We start from the raw sequence: 22984 nt of genomic DNA on the forward strand, positions 1-22984 counted from the left end.
ACAAGTGGCCGCGTCGACTCAACATCATTGTTCGAGTTCATAGGTGACATATAACCACACAACGCAACGGCTCATGGAAACAAAAAGTAACGAACCACTCGAGCGCCAGGAAAATAGCGCGATGACCACCGGTGAAACTATGCCGAACGCTGCGCGAACGCCGACTCGTACAGGCACACGCTCGCGGCCGTGGCGAGGTTCATCGATTCGGCACGCCCGTAGTTGGGCACCGCGATCGTGGCATCGCACTGCGCGATGATGTCGTCGGGCAGGCCACGGGCCTCGTTGCCGAACACCCAGGCGGTTGGCTGCGCGAGGTCGCCGGCGTTGCGGGCCGCCAGCAGATCGTCGCCGTCAATATCGGCGGCGACCAGCCGCATCCCGGCCGTCTTGGCGCGCACACTGGCATCAAGGAAGTCGCCATCCACGGCAATCGGCACGTGGAAGAGCGAACCGGTGGTGGCGCGCACCACCTTCGGGTTGTAGAGGTCGACCGAGCGGCCGGTAAGGATGACCGCATCCGCACCCGCGGCATCGGCCACCCGGATGATGGTGCCGAGATTACCGGGGTCACGCACCTCTTCCAGAATCACCACCAGCTGCGGCGACTCATCAAAAAGCCGCTTAATCGCCACCGGGAACTGCCGCGCAACCGCTACCACGCCCTGCGGCGTGCGGGTATCGCACATCGCATCAACGACCTCTTCGGTGGCCCAAACGACCTCGATTCCGGCCGCATCGGCAAGTTCGGCGAGATCGTGGTGCCGTTCCATTGCGGTGGGGGTGGCAAATAGTTCAGTAATCAGATCGGGGCGGTCGTGCAGGGCCTCGCGGACAGCCTGCGGCCCCTCGAGCACAAACAGACCGCGCTCGGTGCGCTCAGCTTTTTGCGCGAGCTTACGCACATCACGCACTCGGGAATTGCGTACCGACTCAATCATGGGTGGGTCCTTTCATTCGCACTGCTCGGGATGCAAGAAGGCGGCCGGCCGGAAGCTCTCCGGCTGGCCGCCCACTCATATAGGCCGTTACGCGGCGTTCTTCGGTGCCGAGGTGTCCTCGGGAAGAGCAGCCTTCGCGGTCTCAACAATTGCGGCGAATGCGGCCGGCTCGTTCACTGCGAGCTCGGCGAGCATGCGGCGGTCAACCTCAACGCCAGCCAGGTTCAGGCCCTGGATGAGGCGGTTGTAGGTGAGGCCGTTTGCGCGCGACGCAGCGTTGATGCGCTGGATCCACAGGCGGCGGAAGTCACCCTTGCGGTCTTTACGGTGTGCATAGTTGTACACATACGAGTGGGTGACCTGTTCTTTCGCCTTACGGTAGAGGCGCGAACGCTGACCGCGGTAGCCCGAGGCTTCATCGAGGATGACGCGGCGCTTCTTCTTCGCGTTAACTGAACGCTTCACACGTGCCATAGCAGTGTTCTCCTAGTGATTTCAGGGCCGGGGATGCTCCGGCAAAACTTTTGTTGGCTGCGGACTAGCGACCGAGCAGCTTTTTGATGACCTTGGCGTCCTGAGGAGCAGCGATCTTGTCGTTGTTCAGGCGTGCCTTACGGCCGGGGGCCTTGACCTCGAGGTTGTGGCGCATGCCGGCCTGCTGTTTCTTGATCTTGCCGGTGCCGGTGACCTTGAAGCGCTTCTTCGTACCCGAGTGGGTCTTCTGCTTCGGCATCAGTTCTCCTTGGTAGTTGCCGGGGCTTCGGCGTTTTCGGCGCCTGCCTTGCCGGCTTGTTTGGCGGCACGGGCCGCTTCTTTTTGCTGGTTACGTCGGGCGTTCTGCTCGGCCTTCGCCTCGGACTTGTTGCGAATCGGTGCGACGATCATGACCATATTGCGACCGTCGAGCTTCGGTCGGTTTTCGGCCGTGCCGTATTCGGCGACATCCTCAGCAAACTTTTGCAGCAGCTTCAGACCAAGTTCGGGACGCGACTGCTCGCGGCCACGGAACTGGATCATCGCCTTGACCTTGTCACCCGACGAAAGGAACCCGACGGCTCGCTTGAGTTTCGTCTCGTAGTCGTGATCGTCGATCTTCAGGCGGAAACGGACCTCTTTGAGCACCGTGTTGGCCTGGTTGCGGCGAGCTTCTTTCGCCTTCTGTGCTGCCTCGTACTTGAACTTGCCGTAGTCCATGATCTTTGCCACGGGAGGACGGCTGTTCGGTGACACCTCGACGAGATCAAGGTCGGCTTCCTGGGCGAGGCGCAGAGCGACCTCGAGTTTTACGACGCCGACCTGCTCTCCACTGGGCCCGACGAGGCGTACCTCGTGGGCGCGGATTCGGTCGTTGGTGCGTGGTTCGCTGATGGTGGCTCCTCTTCTAGCACGTGAATCGCTTCACCGGTTTCGGATCCCCCACCGGCAACGACAGTTCGCAGCACGTGCAGCCACCCACTATCCAAGAGCTGGATCACTCAACACTGTAGATACAGCGTTAAGGGAGCGGTTTACCCGGTAACCTTGAGCGGTAGTCGCGGGTGGGACGAGTCCTCTTGACTAGGCCGCCTGAACTGGCCACTGCCGGAGCAGCAAACAGTGCAGACACCGCCCAATAGACTAGCAGAATCTTCTCGTGAAAGGAACCCTGTGGCGGAGAACAATGCAGCCGATGCTGGCACCAACCAGTTTGCCTTCAATAACGAACAGGTGGATGCGCAGCTTCGCGACATCGCCGAGGTGCCTGCCGTCGAATTGATCTCGACCGTTGCGGTTCATCTCATGAGTGCCGCCGCGGTGCACCTGGGCCTGGCCGAGGACGGCACCGAACCCGATCTCGATGAGGCGCGCAAGTGCATCAGCGCGCTGGCAGGACTCATCCAGGGAGCCACCCCCTACCTCGGCGACCACCACGGCCGTCCGCTGCGCGACGGGCTGCGCTCGCTGCAGCTTGCCTTCCGTGAGGCCTCCACTATCCCCGACCCGATCGGTAAGGGACCGGGCGAGGATTTCACCGGCCCGGTGTTCGGATAATCACAACGCCAGCACCAAGCCGGCACAGCGCCAGCTAAAATACCGGCGCTACGGCACCGAGCTAAACCAAAACGCAGCGGGGCGAGTCAGATGGATCGACTCGCCCCGCTGTAGTTTCACGTCACTCAGCGCCGACGCTGTTTGCCGGCGCGCCGTTCACGCTGGCCGGGCTCGTCGCCCTGGCGCTGCCCCGGGATCAACCGCGTCAGTCGTTCACGACGATCGTGGATGCGCTGCAGCGATTGCTCTACCTCGGCACCCAGCGCGCCGGCACGCCAGCGACCGTGCAGCTCAAGCAGCCCGATCGCGGCGAGACAGGTAATCGCCAGCGCGATCCAGAGTTCGTTCGTGGGCCATTCAAGCTGCAAGAACCAGCGCCCGAACGGGATCGCGAGGATCAGCAGGAATGCCGCAATACATCCAGCAAAAACGGCAGCCAGCAGCGGCTTGAACGGACGGCACACGAGGCTCAAAATCCACAGACCCGCAACCGCGAGGAATAACGACGCGGTTGTCTGCTGTTGCGGAACGCTCGCATCCGTGAATCGTCCCACCGCGGTTATCGCGAACACGCCGAGCAGCACCACCGCACCGGCGGGCAGCGCGAATTGCAGCGCGCGCCGGAAAAATCCGCTCACATAGCGGCGCGAGTTGGGGAGCAGCGCGAGCACGAATGCCGGCCAGCCGATCGTCACACCGTCGAGAATTGACAGCTGTCGCGGCAAGAACGGGTACGGCCAGAGGATCAGGCCGAACACGACCGCAAACATCACCGCGTAGGCCGTCTTCGACAGGTAGAGCATTGAAACGCGCTCGACGTTTGCGATTGCCTGCCGGCCTTCGAGCACCACATTCGGCAGCGCCTCAAACTGGTTGTTGAGCAGCGTCAATCGTGAAACCGCCCTGGCGGCTGCCGAGCCGTGCCCCATCGCAATACCGAGGTCGGCGTCCTTCAGTGCCAGCACATCGTTCACACCGTCACCGGTCATGGCAACCACGTGGCCGCGCTTACGCAGAGCGAGCACCATATCGCGCTTCTGCGTGGGGGTCACCCGACCAAACACGCGTTCCTGCTCGAGTACCTCGGCCATCTCATCAATGTCGTCGGGCAGCTTGCGCGCATCGAACCCGGATGCATCCGGTTCAATCAGGCCCACCTCGCGCGCCACGGCCGCAACCGTGCGCGGGTCGTCACCAGAGATGACGCGCAGGTCGACGCCTTCTTCACGGAAGTAGCGCACCGTATCGGCGGCATCGGGGCGGATGCGTTCGCGCAGCGATACGAGCACCACGCCCTGACAATTCTGCGGTGCGGCCTCATCGGCCACCTGCTGCTCGGTGAGTAGCTCTGGCGAGTAGCACAGCGCCAGCACGCGGCGACCCATATTGCTGAGCTCGGCCACTTCGGCGAGTAGCTCCTGGTCGCGTTCGGGTGAGAGCACAATATCTGGCGCGCCCAGCTGCCAGGTTCCGCGTGCTCGCTCATCTTCGATGACCAGCGCCGACCACTTTCGCTGTGACGAAAACTGGATTTCGCGCGCAATCGGAAGGGCAAGATCGGCGCCATACTGCTCGGCAAGACAGGCCGCCGAGTCGTTGGCATTTTTATCGGCGCCAATAGTTGCGAGCACCTGCTCCCAACCCGGCTGCGGCGCCGGGCCCTCGTGCGTGCCCCAATAGGCCATACCGCCCTCGGTGAGCGTCCCGGTTTTGTCGAAGCAGAGCATATCCACGCGCGCCAGCCCCTCAACGGCGTGCAGCTCTTGCACCAGCACCTTCCGGCGCCCCAGCTTCACCGCACCTGCGGCAAACGCCACCGAGGTCATCAGCAGCAGCCCGAGCGGCACCATCGCGATCGCGGCGGCAACCGCACCCACGGCCGCATCCACCCACTTGCCCGAGTCGATCGCGTGCTGCCAACCACCAAAGGCCTGCATCTGGCCATTAATGACAATGAGCATCACCGGTGCCAGCAGCCAGGCAACCAGCCGCAGCACCCGGTTGAGTCCGTCACGAATTTCAGAGTTCACCAGCGAAAAACGCTTCGCTTCGGCGGTGAGTTTTGCCGCAAACGATTCGGCACCCACGCCCGTAACCACCGCGGTGCCGTGGCCGGCGACCACGATCGAACCCGATAGCAGCGCCAGATCGGTGTGCTTGTCGACGGCGTCTTCTTCGCCCGTGAGGAGCGATTCATCCACCTGCAACCCGGATGCGTTCAGCACCATCGCGTCAGCGGGCACCTGGTCGCCAGAACGCACCTGAATAATGTCGCCGAGCACCAGATCTTCCCGGTCAAGTTCAACGACCTCACCGTCACGAAGCGCACGCGCGTGCGGGGCGTGCAGCACCCGCAGGTTATCGAGCTGACGCTTCGCGGAATATTCCTGCCAGACACCGATGATCGAGTTCGCGATCGCCGAAAACCCGAAAATCGCATCCTGCCAGCGGCCGAGCACCGCCAGCAACGTAAAACATGCCAGCACAATCAGGTTGAACAGCGTGAACACATTGGCCCGCAAAATCGCCCACATTGAGCGGCTCGTGGTGCTGGGCAGCTTGTTGTCACCAAACTCTTGACGAGACTGCTCAATCTCGGCCGAGGTCATCCCGATCTCGGAATCCTGCGGCCGAACCCGAACATTAGTTGGATCGATCGCGACGCTGGTTTTTTCCGTGGTCGCTGTTTTCGGAGTTGTCTGGTTGGCCATTCCTCGAGCCTATCGTCGCTTACGTCGCCAAAAACCGAATCGTCGGGTGGGTTGTGCTGCTTCTGAAGTCGGATTTTTCCCGATACCTTCGGAGGGGGCCACCTGCGCGGCGGCAATCCGCAGCGAGTCGATCCGCTGCACAAGCTCGGTGTCGGCGCCGATCCGCTGCTGAATTTCGTGCAGCACTGCCTGCCGATGTTCGCGGTCGGTTTCGGTGAGTTCAACGACCAGCTGCACCTCAGGGCCCGCGAATCGCGCCTGTGCATCGCCCGGAAGCACGTTGATACTCGTCACCACCGGGTCGATTTCTAGCAGCGGCTGGATGCGCTGCAGCACCTGTGGGTCGACCCAGGGCTCGACATATTCGTGCCCCTGCGCGATCGCCCACACTGCGGGGCGCCGCACCACAAACTCAGTGTCGGGGTTGGCGGCATCGAGGATCAGCACGTCGCTGCCGGCCTCTACCGCAGCCAGCGCTGCCCGCCGCGCATCCACCGGCACGGGCCGGGCATCAGCATCCCAGGCTTTCATTGCCGCAACCGATGAGAACACCGGCACGACCCCGCGACCATCCGGGGCTGCCACGGTCACGATCGACAGATCTGCCGACTTGTCGACGGTCTGTCCCTGTTCGTTGACGCCGGCTTCGCCAAGCTCGGCAACCAGTGGAATCAGCAGCCGCGAATCGCGCAGGGCATCGACGACCGCGCTGCCGGGTGCTTCTCCGGCGCGGAAGGCGCGGAGTGCGGCCAGCAGTTCGGGTGGTGCTTCGCCGCGGTCATCCTGCCAGGGGTTTTCGGTGAAGTTGCGCCCTGCCCAGGGTTGTCCGGCCGAGTCGGTGAGGTGGCCGCGCAGGTGTTCGGGAATTTCGACCATTGTGGTTAGTCGCCCGCGACGTCGAGCGCCTCGCGCAGCGTGAATGCGCCACTGTAGAGCGCCTTACCGATGATTGCGCCTTCGAGGCCCAGCGGCACCAGCTCGCGCAATTCGGCAACGTCATCGAGGCTCGAAACCCCACCGGATGCAATTACGGGGCGGTCGGTGCGTTCCATTACCGATTTCAGCAGCTCGATGTTCGGCCCCTTGAGGGTGCCGTCCTTGTTGACATCGGTGACCACGTAGCGTGAACAGTTGGCTTCTTCGAGGCGTTCGAGCACCGTCCACAGGTCACCGCCTTCACGGGTCCAGCCGCGCGCAGCGAGTGTGGTGCCGCGCACGTCGAGTCCCACCGCAATGAGTTCGCCATAGCGGCTGATCGCCGCGGCAGCCCACTCGGGATTTTCGAGTGCGGCGGTACCGAGGTTGATACGTTTTACCCCCATCTCAACGGCGCGCTCGAGCGATTCGTCATCGCGAATACCGCCCGACAGCTCTACGCTCAGCCGGCCGCGCATGGCGCGAATCACGCGGCGAATCACGGCCCGGTTTTCACCGCGACCGAAGGCGGCGTCGAGGTCGACCAGGTGAATCCACTCTGCTCCCTGCTCGGCCCAGTCGCTGGCAGCGTCAACGGGATCGCCGTATGAGGTTGCGCTGTCGGCTTCCCCCTGAACGAGTCGCACTGCCTTCCCATCGGCAATATCGACCGCGGGGAACAGCGTGAGGGTCGGCGAGGTATTGAATTCGCTCACTTCGTTGACGTCCTTTGAGTCTGGAATGGAGTGGAAATAAACAGGTGTTCTGCGGTGTCATGACAGCATTTACCGCTGCCGCGCGACCGCTGCGGCCGGCTCACAAACGCGCTGCGCAAACGGCCCGCATCGTTCAGCCTAACGAATCGACCCAGTTTCGCAGCAGTGCGATACCTGCCTCACCCGATTTTTCGGGATGGAACTGGGTGGCACTCAGCGGCCCGTTTTCGGCCGCGGCGAGGAAGCGCTCTCCGTAGTTGGCGAAGGTTTTTTTGATGGGCTCGACATACGGCAGCATTTCATCCACCTCAATATCGGTGGCAGCGTAGCTGTGGACGAAATAAAAACGTTCGGTTTCAATGCCCGCAAATAGCCGTGAGTCTGCTGCAACCTCAACCGTGTTCCAGCCCATATGCGGCAGCACGTCTGCTCGCAGACGACGCACCTCGCCATCCCACTGATCAAGGCCCGCCACCCCGCCACCTGGCGCGTTGGGCGCGTGTTCCTGCCACCAGAAGTCGTCGGCGTTTTGCGCGTGTGCGTGCCGCTGCGGATCGGGCGTGATTTCGGGGCGCTCTGCTGACGGCTGTCCCTCCAGCCCGCGCGAAAACATCACCTGCATTCCAACGCAAATACCCAGCACGGGACGCCCGCCCGCCAGTCGTCGGTCGATGATCTGCGGGCCGTCGGCGGCATTGAGCGCCGACATTACTGCCGAAAAACTTCCGACTCCCGGTACGAGCAGCCCGTCAGCGTTCAACGCTCGCTCGCGCGAGCCGGTCAGCTCGACTTGTGCGCCGGCTGCTTCAAGGGCTTTTACCGCCGAGTGCACATTGCCCGAGCCGTAGTCGAAGACGACAACGTCGGGACGGTTTGCCATTAGAGCGCTCCCTTGGTTGAGGGCACGCCGTCGACTTCGGGGTCGAGACGTTTGGCGGCGCGGAATGCGCGCGCGAAAGCTTTAAATTCGGCCTCGGCGATGTGGTGCGGGTCGCGTCCTGCGACCACGTTGAGGTGCACGGTGAGCCCGGCGTGGAAGCTGATCGCTTCAAACACGTGGCGCACCATCGAGCCGGTGAAGTGCCCGCCGATGCGGTGGAATTCGAACCCTTCGGGCTCTCCCCCGTGTACCAGGAACGGGCGACCGGAAATATCCACCACGCACTGCGCGAGCGCTTCGTCGAGTGGCACCAGCGCGTCGCCGTATCGCGCGATGCCGTGCTTGTCACCGAGTGCCACGCGGATGGCTTGGCCCAGCACGATGGCGGTGTCTTCGATGGTGTGGTGTTCATCAATGTGCACGTCACCGACCGCTTTTACGGTGAGGTCGCTGAGCGAGTGTTTTGCAAACGCGGTCAGCATGTGGTCGTAGAACGGCACCCCGGTGTCGATGTCGCTTTTGCCGGTGCCGTCAAGATTGATGGTCAATTGGATGCGCGACTCGCTGGTTTCGCGGCTCATCGTTGCCTGACGCGTGGTGGTCATGGTTCCTCCGGGGGTGCGGCGCGGCTCACTCTGTTCCGCGCGATGGTGTGTGGTGGGGTCGCCGATTATGGCAACCCAAAAATTGCGGCCTAGGCGCCAGCCGTTTCGCTGCTGGCTGTCTCGGTGCTGGCAGTCTCGGTGCCGGCGCGCAGTTCGGGATGCTCGCGCACAATTTCGGCGAGCGCGTCAAGGAACTGCGTGGTTTCGGCTTCGGTGCCGGCGGTGACTCGCAGGCTGCCGGGAAGGCCGTTGTTGCGAATCAGGATCGAGCGTCGATAAAACTCTTCAAACATTGCCTGCGGGTCGGTAATCCCGTGGAAGGTGACGAAGTTTGCGCTCGATCGATACACGGGGAAGCCGAGCTTGGGAATTTCGGTGAGCAGTCGGTCGCGCTGCACGCGAATCGCGTCGACCTGGCCGAGCATGATGTCAGTGCAGTCGAGCGCGCCGATTGCGGCTGCCTGCGTGATTGCCGACAGGTGGTAGGGCAGACGCACCAGTCGCAGCGCGTCGCACAGTGCGGGGTCGGCAGCGAGATAGCCGAGTCGAGCGCCGGCGTAGGCAAATGCTTTTGACATCGTGCGACTGACCACCAGGCGCTCACGGCCTGGCAGCAGCTCGAGCGCCGACGGGGTGCCATCAGGTTGGAACTCGGCGTAGGCCTCGTCGACGATGACGATTCCATGCGTTTGTTCGTAGGCGGCCTTGATGATCTCGAGGTCGACCGGGGTGCCCGTGGGGTTGTTTGGGGCGCAAAAGATCACCACATCGGGCCGATGTGTTTCGATGGCTGCCACTGCTGTTGCGGCGCTGAGCTCGTAGTCAGCGTCGCGTTCGGCGGCGATCCACTCACTTCCCACACCCGCGGTGAGCAGCGGATACATCGAGTAGGTGGGCGCAAACCCCATCACCGAGCGTCCCGGGCCCGCGAAGGTTTGCAGCAGGTGCTGCAGCACCTCGTTCGATCCGTTTGCCGCCCAAATTTGATCGGCGCTGAGCCCGTGCCCGAGGTACTCGGCGAGTTTTTTGCGCAGCTCCACAAATTCGCGGTCGGGGTACCGGTTGAGCCCGGGTAGTGCGGCGCGCACCCGGTCCAGCACCCGCTCGACAACCTCGGCTGGCACGTCATACGGGTTTTCGTTCACATTGATCGAAACACGCACGGGTTCCTGCGGCGCCCCGTATGCGGTGCGGCCACGCAGGTCGTCTCGAATGGGAAGGTCGTCGATTACAGTCACCACTCCATTCTAGGTCGAGGCCGCAGAGCCGGGCGCCGCAGCGTTCCGCCGCGTCGGCGCCCACCATGGCTCACCGGGCTGGCGCCAGCTGAGATGGGGTCGTCGCTAGCTGAAGTTGGGCAGCGCCAGCTGCTGCCCAGCCTGCACGTTGGCGCTCGTCAGGTTGTTCAGCCGCATGATCTCGTGCACCACATCGCGCACATCACGATCGCCACCGATCTGTTCGGCGATCGTCCACAGCGTCTCGCCGCCCGTCACGGTGTGGGTGTTGAACTGTTCATACACGGCCGCATCCTGCCGTTCATGTCCGGCCATCGCGGTGGGGATCTGTGCAATACCGGCACCGACACCCAGCGCAGCGGGGATGAGCAGCGCCCCGGCCAATGCTCGACGCCCACGTGCAGTCAAGCGCAGCCGAGCACCCCGGTTTACCCGTTGAGGCAGTGCGTTGATCGTCATGGTGGTTCCTTCTCGGTTGAGCGGATCGCGTGCATTCGCACGCTTTCGAACATTTGTTCCAAACATACATTCGAACAGTGTCGATTTCAAGCAGATGTTCGAATGTTTTTCGACAACACGCTCGAAAATGTGTTTGAGAACAGTGCTGGCCTCGACTAGCGTCAAAACCAACACGAACCACCAGACCATGAGCCTCCGACATTTTCGGCGCCCCGGCCGAGCTCAACAGGTCGAAGCCCGAGGAGCCACCGTGCCATCAGCCCGCAAACCCCTCACCGAAGTGCAGGAACGCATCCTGTCGTTCATCGCTGAACACCTGCATCGAAACGGCTTCGCACCCTCAATGCGCGAGATCGGTGACGCCATCGGCATGACCTCATCGTCTTCGGTGTCGTATCAGCTCGACCGGCTCGAAAAACTCGGCTACCTGCGCCGCAATACCAACCGGGCTCGCACCATCGAGCTGCTCATCGACATCAACGAATCCGACTCCGCGAGCGCTCCGGATATTTCAGCAACCGCCGTGGTGCCACTGGTGGGAAGTATTGCCGCGGGCATCCCGATCACGGCCGAGCAACAGGTCGAAGAATATTTGCCACTCCCCCGCAGCCTCGTCGGTGAGGGTGACCTGTTTTTGCTGAACGTTGTGGGTGACTCGATGATTGACGCGGCAATTTGCGATGGCGACTGGGTGGTTGTGCGCCAGCAGCGCACCGCGGCCAATGGCGAAATTGTTGCCGCGATGATCGACGGGGAGGCCACCGTGAAGACTTTTAAACAGCGTGACGGGCACACCTGGCTGCTCCCCCGTAACAGCGCGTTCGAACCAATTCTGGGCGATCACGCCGAGGTGCTCGGCAAAGTTGTTGCGGTGCTGCGGTCGGTCTAGGCCGTCACCGCCGCATCCCTACTGCGAATCGTTGCGCGGTAGGTCGAGCACCCGTTCGGCTGGTGCATCCTCACTGCGGCGCGGCCGCTGTTTGAGCGTCGGGCGCTCACGCTCGGGCGCGTGCCTACCGTCGACTCGGTAGGGCTCAACCAACCCCAGCTGATCGGGATGCACGCGCGCCACCAGGTGCGTGCCGTCGGCCTCGTAACGTTCGGAGAGCACGCCACCGCGCTCGTGCAGCATCGACACGAGATCGCCGCGATCAAACGGCACCACGAGTTCGACATCAACATCGTGGTTTGGCAGCATCTCGGCGATGCGCTCGAGTAGCTCGTCGACTCCCTCACCGGTGCGTGCCGAAACAAACACGCAATTTGATTCCAGACCGCGCAATTCGATGCGCTTGGCATCGTCAATCAGATCGCATTTGTTGAACGCGATGATTTCGGGAATATCCCGGCTGTCGATCTCACCAATCACCTCACGCACGGTCTGAATCTGACCGGCGGGGTCGGGATGCGCCGCATCCACTACGTGCACGATGAGATCCGAGTCGGCAACCTCCTCGAGCGTCGACCGGAATGCCTCAACCAGCTGGTGTGGCAGATTTCGCACAAAACCAACCGTGTCAGCCATTGTGTAGGGGCGACCGTCGGGGGTGGCGCAGCGCCGCACGGTGGCATCCAGCGTGGCGAACAGCTGGTTTTCAACCAGCACCCCGGCCCGGGTGATGCGGTTGAGCAGCGATGATTTGCCGGCGTTGGTGTAACCGGCAATCGATACCGCCGGCAACATATTGCGGGCACGGCGAGCGCGTTTCGTGTCGCGAGCCGTTTTCATGTGGGCGATCTCGCGGCGCAGCTTCGCCATCCGAATGTGGATGCGGCGACGGTCAAGTTCGAGCTTGGTTTCACCCGGACCGCGCGAGCCCATACCGGCACCACCGGACACCTGACCACCGGCCTGTCGCGACATCGACTGACCCCAACCGCGCAGTCGCGGCAGCAGGTATTCGAGCTGCGCGAGTTCGACCTGCGCCTTACCCTCACGGCTTTTTGCGTGCTGGCTAAAAATATCGAGGATCACCGCAGTGCGATCGATCACCTTCACCTTGACGGCGTCCTCGAGCGCACGCCGCTGGCTGGGCGCCAATTCGGTATCGGCAACAACGGTGTCGGCGCCGGTGGCGACAACAATGTCGCGCAGCTCTTCGGTTTTGCCGCGACCAAGATAGGTGGCAGGGTCGGGATGCGGCCGCCGCTGCAAGACGCCATCGAGCACCACCGCGCCGGCGGTTTCACACAGTGCAGCAAGTTCCTGCATCGAATTTTCGGCATCCCGCTGACTTCCGGCCGAATAGACGCCGATGAGCACCACCTTTTCGAGCCGCACCTGGCGATATTCGACCTCGGTGACGTCTTCGAGCTCGGTCGATAAGCCATCGACCCGCTGCAGCGACTGACGTGCCTCGCGGTCGAGTTGCAGACCGTCAATATCGTCATTGTGAACCGTATCGGCATCATCCATGAGTGCCTCGGCAGCACGAAATACCGCGGTGTGGTCGCGGTTGGTTTCACTGCGAGACAGGATGCGGTCGATCACGCTATCGGCGTCGTTGCCAGCGAGTCGGTCAGATGCGTCAAGATTCATATTCTGATCAAGTCTACGCGGCTGCGGCAAGCGGGTACTGTCATTGCTATGACCTCGCACTATTTTGATGCCGACCCCGACACCGATGAGCGTCGCCGCGAAATCGAGGTGGAGTTGCGCGGCACACCAGTGCGGGTAAGCACTGCAGCATCGGTGTTCAGTGGCGACCGGCTCGACAAAGCCACGAACATCCTGCTGCACGAGGTGCCCAACCCCCCGCTGCAAGGCAATGCGCTCGATCTGGGTTGCGGTTGGGGCCCTATCGCGCTGTCGCTCGCGCTGGCATCGCCCGAACTCGAGGTCTGGGCGCTGGATGTGAACGCACGCGCGCTCGAGCTGACCGCCGAAAACGCTGCACGCCACAATCTCGAGCGGGTGCGTGCGGTCACTGCCGATGAAATTCCCGATGGCGTGATGTTTGATGTGATCTGGTCAAACCCGCCGATCCGCATCGGCAAACAGGCACTGGATGAACTCATGCTCACCTGGAACCGGCGGCTGTCACCGGGAGGTGTCGGTTGGTATGTGGTCGGTAAAAACCTCGGCGCCGATTCGCTGCAGCGACGGCTGGCGGATGCGCTGGGTGACGGTTTTGACGTCTCCCGCGCATCCACCAGCGGCGGTTTTCGGGTGCTGCGAGTGGAGCGGCTGGGCTAGCTCGGCCAGCTCAGCCGCACTCGGCGCGTCCCAACTAACCGGCCATCGTCTTAACGATATCGGTCGTCGATTCGCCCGATCGACGCAGCACAATCGCGACAATTGCGAGTGCCGCGAGGGTGAGCACGATCATCACTGTCGACATCGCGGCAAGTTCTGGCCGCATCCCGGTTTTGAGGGTCGACAGGATGTACACCGGCCACGGGGTCGATCCCGACACCTGCACGAACGATGAAATCACCGTGTTGTCGAGCGAGAGCGTGAACGCAAGCAGCCCGCCCGAAAGCACCGCGGGCATTGCCAGCGGCAGCGTCACGCGACGGAACACCACCGCCGGCGGCGCAAACAGGTCGGCGGCGGCTTCTTCAAGCCGTTCATCCAGGCCGGCAAATCGCGCCCGCACAATGAACGTCACCACCGCGGTGGCGAACAGCGAATTACCGATCACCAGACGAACGATGCCGTTATTAAAAATCCCGAGGTGCAGATCTTGCCCGAGCGTGACCAGCCACGGTAGCAGCGACACCGCATCCACAATTTCTGGGGTGACGGTCACAAGGCCCAGACCGAGCACCAGCCAGGGCGCCCATTTACCGCCGCGTCGCGCGAGCGCCAACCCTGCGAGCGTGCCGAGCAGCGTGGCCAGCAGCGCCGACCAGGCCGCGCTTTGCAGTGTCACCACCACTGAACTCGTGATCCGTTCGTTCGCGAAGGCCGACTCGTAAGCGCCGAAACCGGGCTCGGTGAATGACACCAGCAGGCGCCCCTGATTAAACGAGTAGATGACGATAACGACGATGGGCAGGAACAGGAAGATAAAAATCAGCACCGCCCAAATATTGAGCAGCCGCGTGCTTCCCGATGTGCGGTTCATGAGTTCATCTCCTCAATCGAAACGCGCCAGCGGCGCTGGAATGGCAGTGCGATCAATTTGGTGAGCAGCCAGATTCCGGCGGCCAAGAGCAGGACGACAACGACCAGCAGCACGGCCATGGCCGAGCCGAGCGCCCAGTTTTGGGCAGTTTGGAACTGGCTGGCGACCAGCTGACCGATCATCGAGCCCTGCGCACCGCCCAGCACTGTCGGGGTGATGTAGTCACCCATGAGCGGAATAAACACCAGCAGGATGGCCACCAGGATGCCCGGCCAGGCAATCGGGAGCGTCACACGGGTGAAGGTTGCCACGCGGCCGGCACCAAGATCAGCGCTTGCTTCGCGCAGATTACCGGCCACTCGATCGAAGGCCACATACAGCGGCAGGATCATCATGGGCAAATAGTTGTAGACCACACCGATCAACACGGCTTCTCGAGTGTTGAGCAGCCCCAGCGGCTCGGCCCGCAGCCCCGCGCCCATAAGCCACTGCGAAAGCCATCCCTCGGGTGCCAGGATGATTTGCCAACCGATCGTGCGCACCAGCAGGTTGGTCCAAAACGGCACCAGCACCAGTGCGAGATAGAGCCCGCGCCGTTTTGGATTGGCCTTTGTGGCGAGCCAGTAGGCGAATGGCATAGCCACTGCCAGGCACAGGAAAGTACCTACCAGGCCAATCCAGATGCTGTTGAGCAAGATCCCGAGGTTCGACCCGGTGAGCGCCTCCAAATACCGCTGGAAGGTGAAAACCTCGTTTGAGTGAGTCTCAAAAATATCGGGCTTTTCACCGAAGCTGTAGAACAGCACCAGCGATACCGGGATGAAAAAGAACACGAGCAGCCAACCGGCGGCGGGAAGCGCGAGCAGTCCACCACGTTGGCGGCGCTTGGTTACAGTTGCTGTCGAGGTCAATTTGCTGCCCTCCCCTTCACTGCGTTCCAAATATCAACGAAGCGCTGCTGGCTCTCGGTGAGCAGCATGACCTTGAAACTCTCCACCTGGTCGGCGTCGAAAAAGACCATTTCGGGTAGCTCCATCCCCTCTTGTTCGGCGCGCTCCCGCAGGCCCTGAACGCCCACATCCGAACCGATGTAGTCGACTTCGCGATAGGCAACGTCGGGCTCAAGAACAAAATTGAGGAAGGCGTGAGCAGCTTTGGGGTGCTGGGCACCGGCGGCGATGCACCAGTTATCCATCCACAGCTCACTGTGCGGCGCGCCGACCACCCAACGCCAACGCTCAGGGTCGGGCGATTCGAGAATTCCCAGCCGCGCGTCGCTATTCCAGCTCTGGAAAAGCCACTGCGTTCCCTGCGGAATCGCACCCGAGCCCGGATAGGAATCGAAGGCCGAAATATGCGGGGCGAGCTTATTGACGAGGAAGTCTTCAGCCTCATCAAAATGCGCAGCATTGTCGTCGTTGGTGCTGTATTTGTTCGCCCAAAAATAGGTACCCACCAGGCTCTGCGGGTCGTCAATCATTGACACCTTGCCCGATGCTTCATTCATCGCGCAGTCAAAAAAGTCGTTCCAATCTTTCAACTCGCGCTTGATTTTGGTGGTGTCGTACACGAACCCGGTGGTGCCCCACGATTTCAAAATCGAATATTTGTTTTCGGGGTCCCAGGGCTGGCTCATGAGCTCGGGCAACACATGTTTCATATTCGGGATGAGCGAATGGTCGAGCGGTTCGATGAGCCCGTGTTCGGCCATCGCACCGATATAACCGCCCGTGGGCACCACAATGTCGTAGCCGCTGGTGCCCCGAGCCCCGACGAGCTTTGAAATAAGCTCTTCGTTCGAGCCAAAAGCGTCGATGATGAAATTGGTGTTGAAAGTATCGCGAAACTCATCGAGCACCTCCGGGTCGTCATATTCGCCCCAGGTGTACATCAAGAGCTTGTCTTCAATGGGCTCACCGTCAACGCCGGCTCGGGTTTCGCGTGCCGGCCCGGCGCAGGCCGCCAGCGCACCCGATGCGGCAAAAGCACCGAACGTGGCGAGAAACGATCGGCGGGTGAGATCGGCGCGGATGCGTGGCGCCGAGACGGCGTTTGCGAGGATGCGAATGGGTTGGCGCTCTGTCATCGTCCCGTTCCCATCGCCGCGATCGTCTGGGTGGAGAGGTTGGCGTCGATCTGCCCGCGCACCTTCTCGAGGTCGGGATCGGCCGCAAAAATACGCACGTGTTCGGGTTCCCAGCTCAGCCGCACCCGGTCGCCGAGTTCGAGATCGCCCCGTGCTGCCACCGGTTGCCGTGCGAGCACGGTGCTGCCGTCGTTTGCCTGGAAGAGGTACTGCATCGTCTCGCCCTGGTGGGCAAAACCGCTGACGCTGGCTTCGAGGGTGTTCACCGCGGCAGGTTCGCCGGTGGAGCGGGCGAACCTCACGAATTCGGGACGAACGGCGCCACGCACTTCGACACCCGGCTTGAGGTCGCCCGCTGCCGAGGGCTGGCTGGCTGCGAGCCGCACGAGCCCCGAGGTCATTTCTGTGGCCGAGTCGAGCGTGCCGTCAAAGAAGTTTTGTTGCCCCACGAATGCGGCCACATAGGCGCTTGCGGGACGGTCATAAATGTCTTGGCTGGTGCCGAGCTGCTCGATGTTGCCGGCGCGCATAATGGCGATGCGGTCGCTCATTGAGAGGGCTTCGGCCTGGTCGTGGGTGACGAACACGAAGGTGGTGCCGAGCCGGCGCTGCAGCAGCTTCAGCTCGAGCTGCATTTCTTCGCGCAGCTTGCGGTCGAGGGCACCGAGGGGTTCGTCGAGCAGCAGCACCGCCGGGCGGTTGACGAGCGCTCGTGCCACCGCAACGCGCTGCTGCTGCCCGCCCGAGAGCATGGTGGGTTTGCGGTCGGCGAACTTGCGCATCTGCACCATGTCGAGCGCTTCGGACACCCGCTCGGCAATTTCTGCCCGCGGGGTCTTGCGCTGCTGCAAACCGAACGCGACGTTTTCAGCGACCGAGAGGTGCGGAAAAAGCGCGTACTGCTGAAAAACGGTGTTGACCTCGCGCTTGTGCGGCGGCACGCCAACCACATTGCGCCCGCCGAGCTCGATGCTTCCCGAATCGGGATGCTCAAATCCGGCAATCATGCGCAGGGTCGTGGTTTTTCCGCATCCCGATGGGCCGAGAAGGGATAAAAACTCGCCCGCTTCAATATCGAGCGAAATATTGTCAACCGCGACGTGGTCGCCGTAGACCTTGGTGATTGACTCGAGCCGAACGGCGATATCACCGTTTGGTTGCTGGTTGTCTCCTGCGGTACGCATCGTCGGTACCCCCTCCTACACCGTCGTAAGAACTGCTGAGTTTCAGCAAGGTGTAGTCACTATACCAACTAGACGGTATATGTCGACGGGATGCGGCCGCTCTGCATCGATCGGCAAGCTCGGTCAGTTGCCGGTTACTCGCAGCACTCCCCCGTAAACATGCGCCTCGCACTGCCTGTCACGCTCACCGTCTCGCCCTGCTCGGTGAGTTCAATCGACACACCATTGGTGCCAAAATTGCCGCGCACCTCCCACTGCCGCGGCGCACCACTGCCTGCCCAGTAGCGCACCGCGAGCGCCGCTGCACCCGCCGCCACCGCACCGCCGGGCACTTCGCCAAGCATCCGGTCATACACGCGCGCCGCCAGGCAGCCTCGCCCGGCCTGGATGAGCGGATCGCCGGGCACCACAAACACCACGGTCGCATCATCAAAGGGGGCCGGATCAAGCTCGGGCCGGTCGCGCAAATCAAGCTGGTCTAGTTCTTCGGCGCTCGAAAGCGCCACCACCACATGCGGTGTGCACAGCTCAACGCCGAGCCCGGGGCGCGGCACATCGAGCCGCGTTGCTGCAACGAGTGGCTCGCCGCCAGCCAACCGCCAGCGACCGAGCGCAACCCGGGTTTGGTCACCGCTGCGGGTGATTTCGAGCTCGCCGGCACGGGATGAAATCACTGTCGGAACATCGTTGTTTGCGGCCAGGCGTTCGACGGCGGCAATCACCTCATCCCCGCGCAGCTCGGCCACCGTGCCGTCGGCATTGCGCGCATCGACGAGCCATTGCGGGGCGTCGCCGTGCAGCGGCTCGGTTTTTGACAGCCGCACAAGGCCCGTCGCGCCAATGCCCCGATGCCGGTCGCAGATCGCGGCGATCTGTTCGGAGTCAAGTTCCAGTTCGTACCGCTCATCGAGCACAACAACGTAGTCGTTGCCGTTCGATTCGATTTTGGTGAATGGCCGGGGCAGGATCATGCCCTCAATCATCCCAGAGTCGTGCTTGTCGCGCGCTGGCGATAACGGTCGCGCCAGTTATTCGTGGGGCCCATCGCCGGCCGCAAACCCAGCAAACTCGACCACCCGCTGCGCACCCCACGCATCGCCTGCCGGAAGCCGCAGCGCGCTCTCATAGCGCCGGAACCACGACACCTGCCGGCGAGCATATTTGCGGGTCAACAGCTGTGATTCGGCAATCGCCTCTGCCTCGGTGAGTTCGCCCCGCAGCTGCCGTGCCGCCTGGGCATAGCCGATCGCTTTGCCCGCGGTCGAGCTTGCAACGAGCCCCGCATCCAGCAGCCGCTGAGTTTCGTCAAGCAGCCCCGCACGCCACATTTCCACCACGCGCGCGTCCAGTGCCGCAACGAGTTCGGCACGGTCGCGTTCAACCAGCACGACGCTCGTTGGCCGCCACCAATTGTCCTGTTCGGGGAGCTGCGCCGAAAATTTTTCGCCGGTGATGCGAATCACTTCGAGCGCGCGGATGACCCGGCGGGCATTGCGCGGGTCGATACGCTCGGCAGCCTCGGGGTCAAACTCCGCCAACCGCCGGTAGAGCATCCCCGGCCCCCACTGCTCAAGTTCACGCTCAAGATCGGCCCGCACCTGCGGGTCACGCGCCGGGAAGTTCAGCTCAAACACCACCGCGGCAATATACAGCCCCGATCCACCAACCAAAATCGGCACCGCACCGCGGCCGATAATTTCGTCAATACGGGCGCGCGCCTCGCGCTGATACCAGGCCACCGTCGACGGCTCGGTAACGTCAAGCACGTCAAACAGGTGATGCGGGATGCCTCGCCGCTGCGCAGCCGGCAGCTTCGCGGTGCCAATATCCATACCGCGATACAGTTGCATCGCATCCGCGTTGACGATCTCGGCGGGCCGACCAAGCGCTTGCAACCGCTCGGCAACATCGAGCGAGAGCGCGGTTTTGCCGGTGCCAGTGGCACCGCCAATAACAATCAATTCACTGGTCACGGCCGACCGGGTGCCCCAATTCGCAGCGTTGGCAAGCCGAGGTTTACCGCGCGTCCGCCTGTTTCGCCGCCACCCGAGGTGCCGCACGATTCTGCCTGAGCCGCATCCCACGCATCCCCGGCGCGGGTGCGAATGACCGGCACCGTCTCGGCGCCGTCAGCGACCAGATAGCTCGGGGCGCCGCGGGTGATTTCCACCTCGACAAAATCGCCGGGGCGAGGGGTTTCATTGCCCTCGGGGAGCGAAAAGTGCACCAGGCGCCCGTCTTCGGCTCGGCCGGTGAGCCGGTGCGTGGCGTCATCTTTTTTGCCCTCGTCCACCGATACCAGCAGCTTTTGCCGAGTGCCGACAAGTGCTTCATTTTCTTCGAGCGAGATGCGGTGCTGCAGCTCAACCAGTCGGTCGAAGCGCTCCTGCACCACTTCTTTCGGCACCTGATTTGGCATCGTCGCTGCCGGGGTGCCCTCACGGATCGAATACTGGAAGGTGAACGCGTTCGAGAACCGAGACTGCTCAACCACCCGCATCGTGTCGGCAAAATCTTCTTCGGTCTCGCCCGGGAAACCAACGATGATGTCGGTGGTGATAGCCGCGTGCGGCATTTTTTCGCGCACCCGCTCGAGAATCCCGAGGAACTTTTTTGAACGATACGAGCGGCGCATCTCGCGCAGGATGCGGTCGGAACCCGATTGCAGCGGCATATGTAGCTGCGGCATCACGTTCGGGGTTTCGGCCATTGCATCAATCACGTCATCGGTAAAGGCGGCCGGATGCGGGCTCGTGAACCGCACCCGCTCGAGACCCTCGATTTCGCCGCAGGCGCGCAGCAGCTTGCTGAATGCCTGCCGGTCACCAAACTCGACACCGTACGAGTTGACGTTCTGCCCCAGCAGCGTCACCTCGATAGCGCCCTGATCGACCAGCGCCTGCACTTCGGCGAGGATGTCGCCGGGGCGGCGGTCTTTTTCTTTGCCGCGCAGTGATGGCACGATGCAAAACGTGCAGGTGTTATTGCAGCCAACCGAAATCGACACCCACCCCGAATAGGTGCTGTCGCGCTTGGTGGGCAGCGTCGAGGGGAAGGTTTCGAGCGACTCCAGCAGCTCAACCGCGGCCTCGCCATTGTGGCGGGCGCGCTCGAGCAGCACCGGCAGCGACCCCATATTGTGGGTGCCGAACACCACATCCACCTGCGGGGCGCGGCGCACAATTTCATCCTGATGCATCTGCGCCAGACAGCCGCCCACCGCGATCTGCATACCGGGGTGCTCGCGTTTCACGGCGGCGAGCTGACCGAGGTTGCCGTAGAGCCGGTTGGCCGCGTTTTCGCGCACCGCGCAGGTGTTGATGACGATCACATCGGCGGTGTCCGGCTCACCCTGCGCGTAACCGGCGGCGAGCAGCGAGCCGGTCATCCGCTCAGAGTCGTGCACGTTCATCTGGCAGCCGAGGGTGCGGACATAAAACGTGCGCTGGCTGCCATCCTCATTCCGGGATGCCGGCGACGGCGCAATAGTCGTGGGGCTTTCGGTCATAGTGTGGCTAGTCTACGGCGCGGGATGCGGGCACCGCATCCGTCTCGGGGCACTATTGCCGCGCCGGGCCGCGTCGGATGTGACTACGGGCGTGCTCGACCGCATCCTCAATACTGTCGAAAACATGCTTGTCGCTCCGCAGGGCACCGAGCACACCGTACGCATCCGCCACTTTTCGATGCTCGGGCTGGAGCCCTTTGAGTAGCACCGTCACGCCACGATGCTCAAATGTTTCGATTACTTCCACGAGCGTGTTCGCACCGCTCGAATCGAGCCCCGATAGGCGCGAAAGCCGGATGATGACCACTTCGATGCCGCTGAAGCTGTCGAATTCGCGGCGCAGCCGCTCGGCAGCACCAAAAAACATGGCACCATCAATGCGCACCAGCGCAATTCGTTCGTCTCCGGGCTGCTGTTCGCCGGGCAAATCTTCACGACGAACACCCGCCTGATCTGCCACCTGCTTGAGGGCAATCACGGCGGCAACCACGAGGCCGATTTCGATCGCAATAATGAGGTCAAACGCAACGGTAATCAGCGCGGTGATCGCAAACACCAGCAGATCCGTCCGCGGTGCCTGCGCCAGGGCCCGGAAGGTGGTCGGGGCGACCATGCGGGTGGCGGTGGCCATCAGCACCCCGGCGAGCGCGGCAAGTGGGATGTGCGCCACGAGCGACGAGCCAAAATAGATCACCACCAGCAGCAACAGGCCGTGCAATATTGCACTGACGCGGGTACGGGCACCGCTGCGCACATTCACCGCGGTGCGCGCGATAGCACCGGTTGCCGGCATTCCGCCAAAGAGCCCCGAAGCGATCGAGGCGAGCCCCTGCCCGCTGAGTTCGCGGTCGGGTGCATAGGGGCCGGTGTCGGCCATACGGGATGCAACTCGCGCCGACAGCAGCGATTCAATCGCTGCCAAAATCGCGATTCCCACCGCGGGCGCGGCCAGATCACCGAGCATCGCGAGATCGAATGCGGGGAGCTGCGGCGCCGGAAGCGCGGTGGGAAGCGCACCGATTGTTGGCACCTGCATCCCCGTAACCACCACAACAACGGTGGCAACAATCACCCCGATGAGGCTGCCGGGGATCATTGGATGGATTTTGGGCAACAGCAGGATGAGCGCCCACACTCCCGCCACAATGCCGAGGGTTTGCGCCGCTACCGACCAGTCGGCATCCCCGAATGCGGCGACTGCCGCAACCGCCGGGTTCAACCCGACCTCGGCCGTGGTGCCGAGCGCCATCGGCACCTGCTGCAAAAAGATGATCATGGCGATACCGAGCGTGAATCCCTCGACCACGGTCCAGGGAATCAGCGAAACCGCGCGCCCGAGGCCGCTCAGTGCCATCACAACGAGCATGACCCCGGCGATGATTGCCAAAAGCGGCACCGAACCGGCACCGTGAACGGCAACCACCGGCGCCAAAATCACCGCCATCGCTCCGGTTGGGCCAGACACCTGCACATTCGAGCCACCAAAAATTGCGGCCACGATACCCGCCACCACCGCGGTCACAAGTCCCGCCGCGGCCGATACCCCCGATGAGATGCCGAATGCCAGCGCCAGTGGTAGCGCCACGATGGCGACGGTCACACCGGCGGTGATATCGACCCGCCAGCTCAAGCGCAATTCA

Annotated in this window: 23 protein-coding genes; 3 read left to right on the plus strand and 20 right to left on the minus strand. The window is 62.6% G+C overall.

Translation table 11 applies throughout. The annotated features are described in order from the left end of the window. Positions 1 to 137: 137 nt before the first annotated feature. From JMV54_RS04030 to infC, 4 genes are all read right to left on the minus strand, one after another. Positions 138 to 941, minus strand: coding sequence for a TrmH family RNA methyltransferase (locus tag JMV54_RS04030; RefSeq protein ID WP_201517666.1), 804 nt, complete (start codon positions 939 to 941; stop codon positions 138 to 140). Positions 942 to 1028: 87 nt separating this feature from the next. Beyond that, positions 1029 to 1415, minus strand: a complete 387-nt coding sequence (gene rplT / locus JMV54_RS04035; RefSeq protein ID WP_201517667.1) for a 50S ribosomal protein L20 — start codon at positions 1413 to 1415, stop codon at positions 1029 to 1031. A gap of 64 nt (positions 1416 to 1479) precedes the next feature. Then, positions 1480 to 1674, minus strand: a complete 195-nt coding sequence (gene rpmI, locus JMV54_RS04040) for a 50S ribosomal protein L35 (protein WP_201517668.1) — start codon at positions 1672 to 1674, stop codon at positions 1480 to 1482. Continuing rightward, positions 1674 to 2309, minus strand: a complete 636-nt coding sequence (gene infC, locus JMV54_RS04045; RefSeq protein ID WP_201517783.1) for a translation initiation factor IF-3 — start codon at positions 2307 to 2309, stop codon at positions 1674 to 1676. Before infC ends, rpmI begins: the two co-directional genes overlap by 1 nt. A gap of 279 nt (positions 2310 to 2588) precedes the next feature. On the opposite strand from infC, the gene JMV54_RS04050 reads away from it, so the two are divergent. Further along, positions 2589 to 2972 (plus strand): DUF1844 domain-containing protein, encoded by a 384-nt coding sequence (locus tag JMV54_RS04050; protein WP_414146375.1) that lies wholly within the window; start codon positions 2589 to 2591, stop codon positions 2970 to 2972. A gap of 125 nt (positions 2973 to 3097) precedes the next feature. On the opposite strand, the gene JMV54_RS04055 is transcribed toward JMV54_RS04050, so the two are convergent. From JMV54_RS04055 to JMV54_RS04085, 7 genes are all read right to left on the minus strand, one after another. Then, positions 3098 to 5683 (minus strand): cation-translocating P-type ATPase, encoded by a 2586-nt coding sequence (locus tag JMV54_RS04055; protein ID WP_201517669.1) that lies wholly within the window; start codon positions 5681 to 5683, stop codon positions 3098 to 3100. 9 nt (positions 5684 to 5692) lie between these two features. Next, positions 5693 to 6559 carry an SseB family protein gene (locus JMV54_RS04060; RefSeq protein ID WP_201517670.1) on the minus strand — a complete coding sequence of 289 codons (867 nt, stop codon included), beginning with the start codon at positions 6557 to 6559 and terminating at the stop codon, positions 5693 to 5695. Between the two features lie 5 nt (positions 6560 to 6564). After that, a complete protein-coding gene (gene priA / locus JMV54_RS04065; RefSeq protein ID WP_201517671.1) occupies positions 6565 to 7314 on the minus strand; it encodes a bifunctional 1-(5-phosphoribosyl)-5-((5-phosphoribosylamino)methylideneamino)imidazole-4-carboxamide isomerase/phosphoribosylanthranilate isomerase PriA in 750 nt (249 codons plus the stop codon). Positions 7315 to 7447: 133 nt separating this feature from the next. Beyond that, the gene (locus JMV54_RS04070; protein WP_201517672.1) at positions 7448 to 8194 is read right to left on the minus strand and encodes an imidazole glycerol phosphate synthase subunit HisH; all 747 of its coding nucleotides are present in this window, start codon (positions 8192 to 8194) and stop codon (positions 7448 to 7450) included. Further along, positions 8194 to 8799 carry an imidazoleglycerol-phosphate dehydratase HisB gene (gene hisB, locus JMV54_RS04075; protein WP_201517673.1) on the minus strand — a complete coding sequence of 202 codons (606 nt, stop codon included), beginning with the start codon at positions 8797 to 8799 and terminating at the stop codon, positions 8194 to 8196. Before hisB ends, JMV54_RS04070 begins: the two co-directional genes overlap by 1 nt. A gap of 89 nt (positions 8800 to 8888) precedes the next feature. After that, positions 8889 to 10037, minus strand: a complete 1149-nt coding sequence (locus tag JMV54_RS04080; RefSeq protein ID WP_201517674.1) for a histidinol-phosphate transaminase — start codon at positions 10035 to 10037, stop codon at positions 8889 to 8891. 105 nt (positions 10038 to 10142) lie between these two features. Continuing rightward, entirely contained in the window at positions 10143 to 10496 is a 354-nt protein-coding gene (locus JMV54_RS04085) for a LysM peptidoglycan-binding domain-containing protein (RefSeq protein WP_201517675.1), read from the minus strand. A 187-nt stretch (positions 10497 to 10683) separates the two neighbouring features. Here JMV54_RS04085 and lexA point away from each other — a divergent pair, with 187 nt between their 5' ends. Further along, on the plus strand, positions 10684 to 11385 hold the full coding sequence (gene lexA, locus JMV54_RS04090) for a transcriptional repressor LexA (protein ID WP_201517676.1): 702 nt from the start codon (positions 10684 to 10686) through the stop codon (positions 11383 to 11385). An 18-nt stretch (positions 11386 to 11403) separates the two neighbouring features. Here lexA and hflX read toward each other — a convergent pair whose 3' ends face one another. Then, positions 11404 to 13035, minus strand: a complete 1632-nt coding sequence (gene hflX / locus JMV54_RS04095; RefSeq protein WP_201517677.1) for a GTPase HflX — start codon at positions 13033 to 13035, stop codon at positions 11404 to 11406. A gap of 48 nt (positions 13036 to 13083) precedes the next feature. On the opposite strand from hflX, the gene JMV54_RS04100 reads away from it, so the two are divergent. Then, entirely contained in the window at positions 13084 to 13692 is a 609-nt protein-coding gene (locus JMV54_RS04100) for a class I SAM-dependent methyltransferase (protein WP_201517678.1), read from the plus strand. A gap of 34 nt (positions 13693 to 13726) precedes the next feature. Here the strand turns inward: JMV54_RS04100 and JMV54_RS04105 are convergent, their stop codons facing one another. From JMV54_RS04105 to JMV54_RS04140, 8 genes are all read right to left on the minus strand, one after another. Next, positions 13727 to 14566 (minus strand): ABC transporter permease, encoded by an 840-nt coding sequence (locus JMV54_RS04105; RefSeq protein ID WP_201517679.1) that lies wholly within the window; start codon positions 14564 to 14566, stop codon positions 13727 to 13729. Next, complete coding sequence (locus tag JMV54_RS04110; protein ID WP_201517680.1) at positions 14563 to 15477, minus strand: ABC transporter permease; 915 nt, start codon at positions 15475 to 15477, stop codon at positions 14563 to 14565. Before JMV54_RS04110 ends, JMV54_RS04105 begins: the two co-directional genes overlap by 4 nt. Beyond that, positions 15474 to 16652 carry a polyamine ABC transporter substrate-binding protein gene (locus JMV54_RS04115; protein WP_201517681.1) on the minus strand — a complete coding sequence of 393 codons (1179 nt, stop codon included), beginning with the start codon at positions 16650 to 16652 and terminating at the stop codon, positions 15474 to 15476. The genes JMV54_RS04110 and JMV54_RS04115 overlap by 4 nt, the downstream gene beginning before the upstream one ends. After that, complete coding sequence (locus JMV54_RS04120; protein WP_201517682.1) at positions 16649 to 17836, minus strand: ABC transporter ATP-binding protein; 1188 nt, start codon at positions 17834 to 17836, stop codon at positions 16649 to 16651. The genes JMV54_RS04115 and JMV54_RS04120 overlap by 4 nt, the downstream gene beginning before the upstream one ends. Positions 17837 to 17970: 134 nt before the next feature. Then, positions 17971 to 18819, minus strand: a complete 849-nt coding sequence (locus JMV54_RS04125; protein WP_201517683.1) for a diaminopimelate epimerase — start codon at positions 18817 to 18819, stop codon at positions 17971 to 17973. A 45-nt stretch (positions 18820 to 18864) separates the two neighbouring features. After that, positions 18865 to 19809, minus strand: coding sequence for a tRNA (adenosine(37)-N6)-dimethylallyltransferase MiaA (gene miaA, locus JMV54_RS04130; protein ID WP_201517684.1), 945 nt, complete (start codon positions 19807 to 19809; stop codon positions 18865 to 18867). Continuing rightward, positions 19806 to 21344, minus strand: a complete 1539-nt coding sequence (gene miaB, locus JMV54_RS04135) for a tRNA (N6-isopentenyl adenosine(37)-C2)-methylthiotransferase MiaB (RefSeq protein ID WP_201517685.1) — start codon at positions 21342 to 21344, stop codon at positions 19806 to 19808. The genes miaA and miaB overlap by 4 nt, the downstream gene beginning before the upstream one ends. 52 nt (positions 21345 to 21396) lie before the next feature. Continuing rightward, positions 21397 to 22974, minus strand: coding sequence for a SulP family inorganic anion transporter (locus JMV54_RS04140; protein ID WP_230972806.1), 1578 nt, complete (start codon positions 22972 to 22974; stop codon positions 21397 to 21399). Positions 22975 to 22984 lie beyond the last annotated feature (10 nt).

This window comes from Gulosibacter hominis (assembly GCF_904842695.1).
Classification (GTDB): Bacteria; Actinomycetota; Actinomycetes; order Actinomycetales; family Microbacteriaceae; genus Gulosibacter; species Gulosibacter hominis.

Excerpts from the sequence above, each read along its gene's own strand:
- JMV54_RS04030 (WP_201517666.1), bottom strand. The coding sequence starts at position 941 with ATGATTGAGTCGGTACGCAATTCCCGAGTGCGTGATGTGCGTAAGCTC.
- rplT (WP_201517667.1), bottom strand. The coding sequence starts at position 1,415 with ATGGCACGTGTGAAGCGTTCAGTTAACGCGAAGAAGAAGCGCCGCGTC.
- rpmI (WP_201517668.1), bottom strand. The coding sequence starts at position 1,674 with ATGCCGAAGCAGAAGACCCACTCGGGTACGAAGAAGCGCTTCAAGGTC.
- JMV54_RS04055 (WP_201517669.1), bottom strand. The coding sequence starts at position 5,683 with ATGGCCAACCAGACAACTCCGAAAACAGCGACCACGGAAAAAACCAGC.
- JMV54_RS04060 (WP_201517670.1), bottom strand. The coding sequence starts at position 6,559 with ATGGTCGAAATTCCCGAACACCTGCGCGGCCACCTCACCGACTCGGCC.
- JMV54_RS04070 (WP_201517672.1), bottom strand. The coding sequence starts at position 8,194 with ATGGCAAACCGTCCCGACGTTGTCGTCTTCGACTACGGCTCGGGCAAT.
- hisB (WP_201517673.1), bottom strand. The coding sequence starts at position 8,799 with ATGACCACCACGCGTCAGGCAACGATGAGCCGCGAAACCAGCGAGTCG.
- JMV54_RS04085 (WP_201517675.1), bottom strand. The coding sequence starts at position 10,496 with ATGACGATCAACGCACTGCCTCAACGGGTAAACCGGGGTGCTCGGCTG.
- lexA (WP_201517676.1), top strand. The coding sequence starts at position 10,684 with ATGAGCCTCCGACATTTTCGGCGCCCCGGCCGAGCTCAACAGGTCGAA.
- hflX (WP_201517677.1), bottom strand. The coding sequence starts at position 13,035 with ATGAATCTTGACGCATCTGACCGACTCGCTGGCAACGACGCCGATAGC.
- JMV54_RS04100 (WP_201517678.1), top strand. The coding sequence starts at position 13,084 with ATGACCTCGCACTATTTTGATGCCGACCCCGACACCGATGAGCGTCGC.
- JMV54_RS04105 (WP_201517679.1), bottom strand. The coding sequence starts at position 14,566 with ATGAACCGCACATCGGGAAGCACGCGGCTGCTCAATATTTGGGCGGTG.
- JMV54_RS04115 (WP_201517681.1), bottom strand. The coding sequence starts at position 16,652 with ATGACAGAGCGCCAACCCATTCGCATCCTCGCAAACGCCGTCTCGGCG.
- JMV54_RS04120 (WP_201517682.1), bottom strand. The coding sequence starts at position 17,836 with ATGCGTACCGCAGGAGACAACCAGCAACCAAACGGTGATATCGCCGTT.
- JMV54_RS04125 (WP_201517683.1), bottom strand. The coding sequence starts at position 18,819 with ATGATTGAGGGCATGATCCTGCCCCGGCCATTCACCAAAATCGAATCG.
- miaB (WP_201517685.1), bottom strand. The coding sequence starts at position 21,344 with ATGACCGAAAGCCCCACGACTATTGCGCCGTCGCCGGCATCCCGGAAT.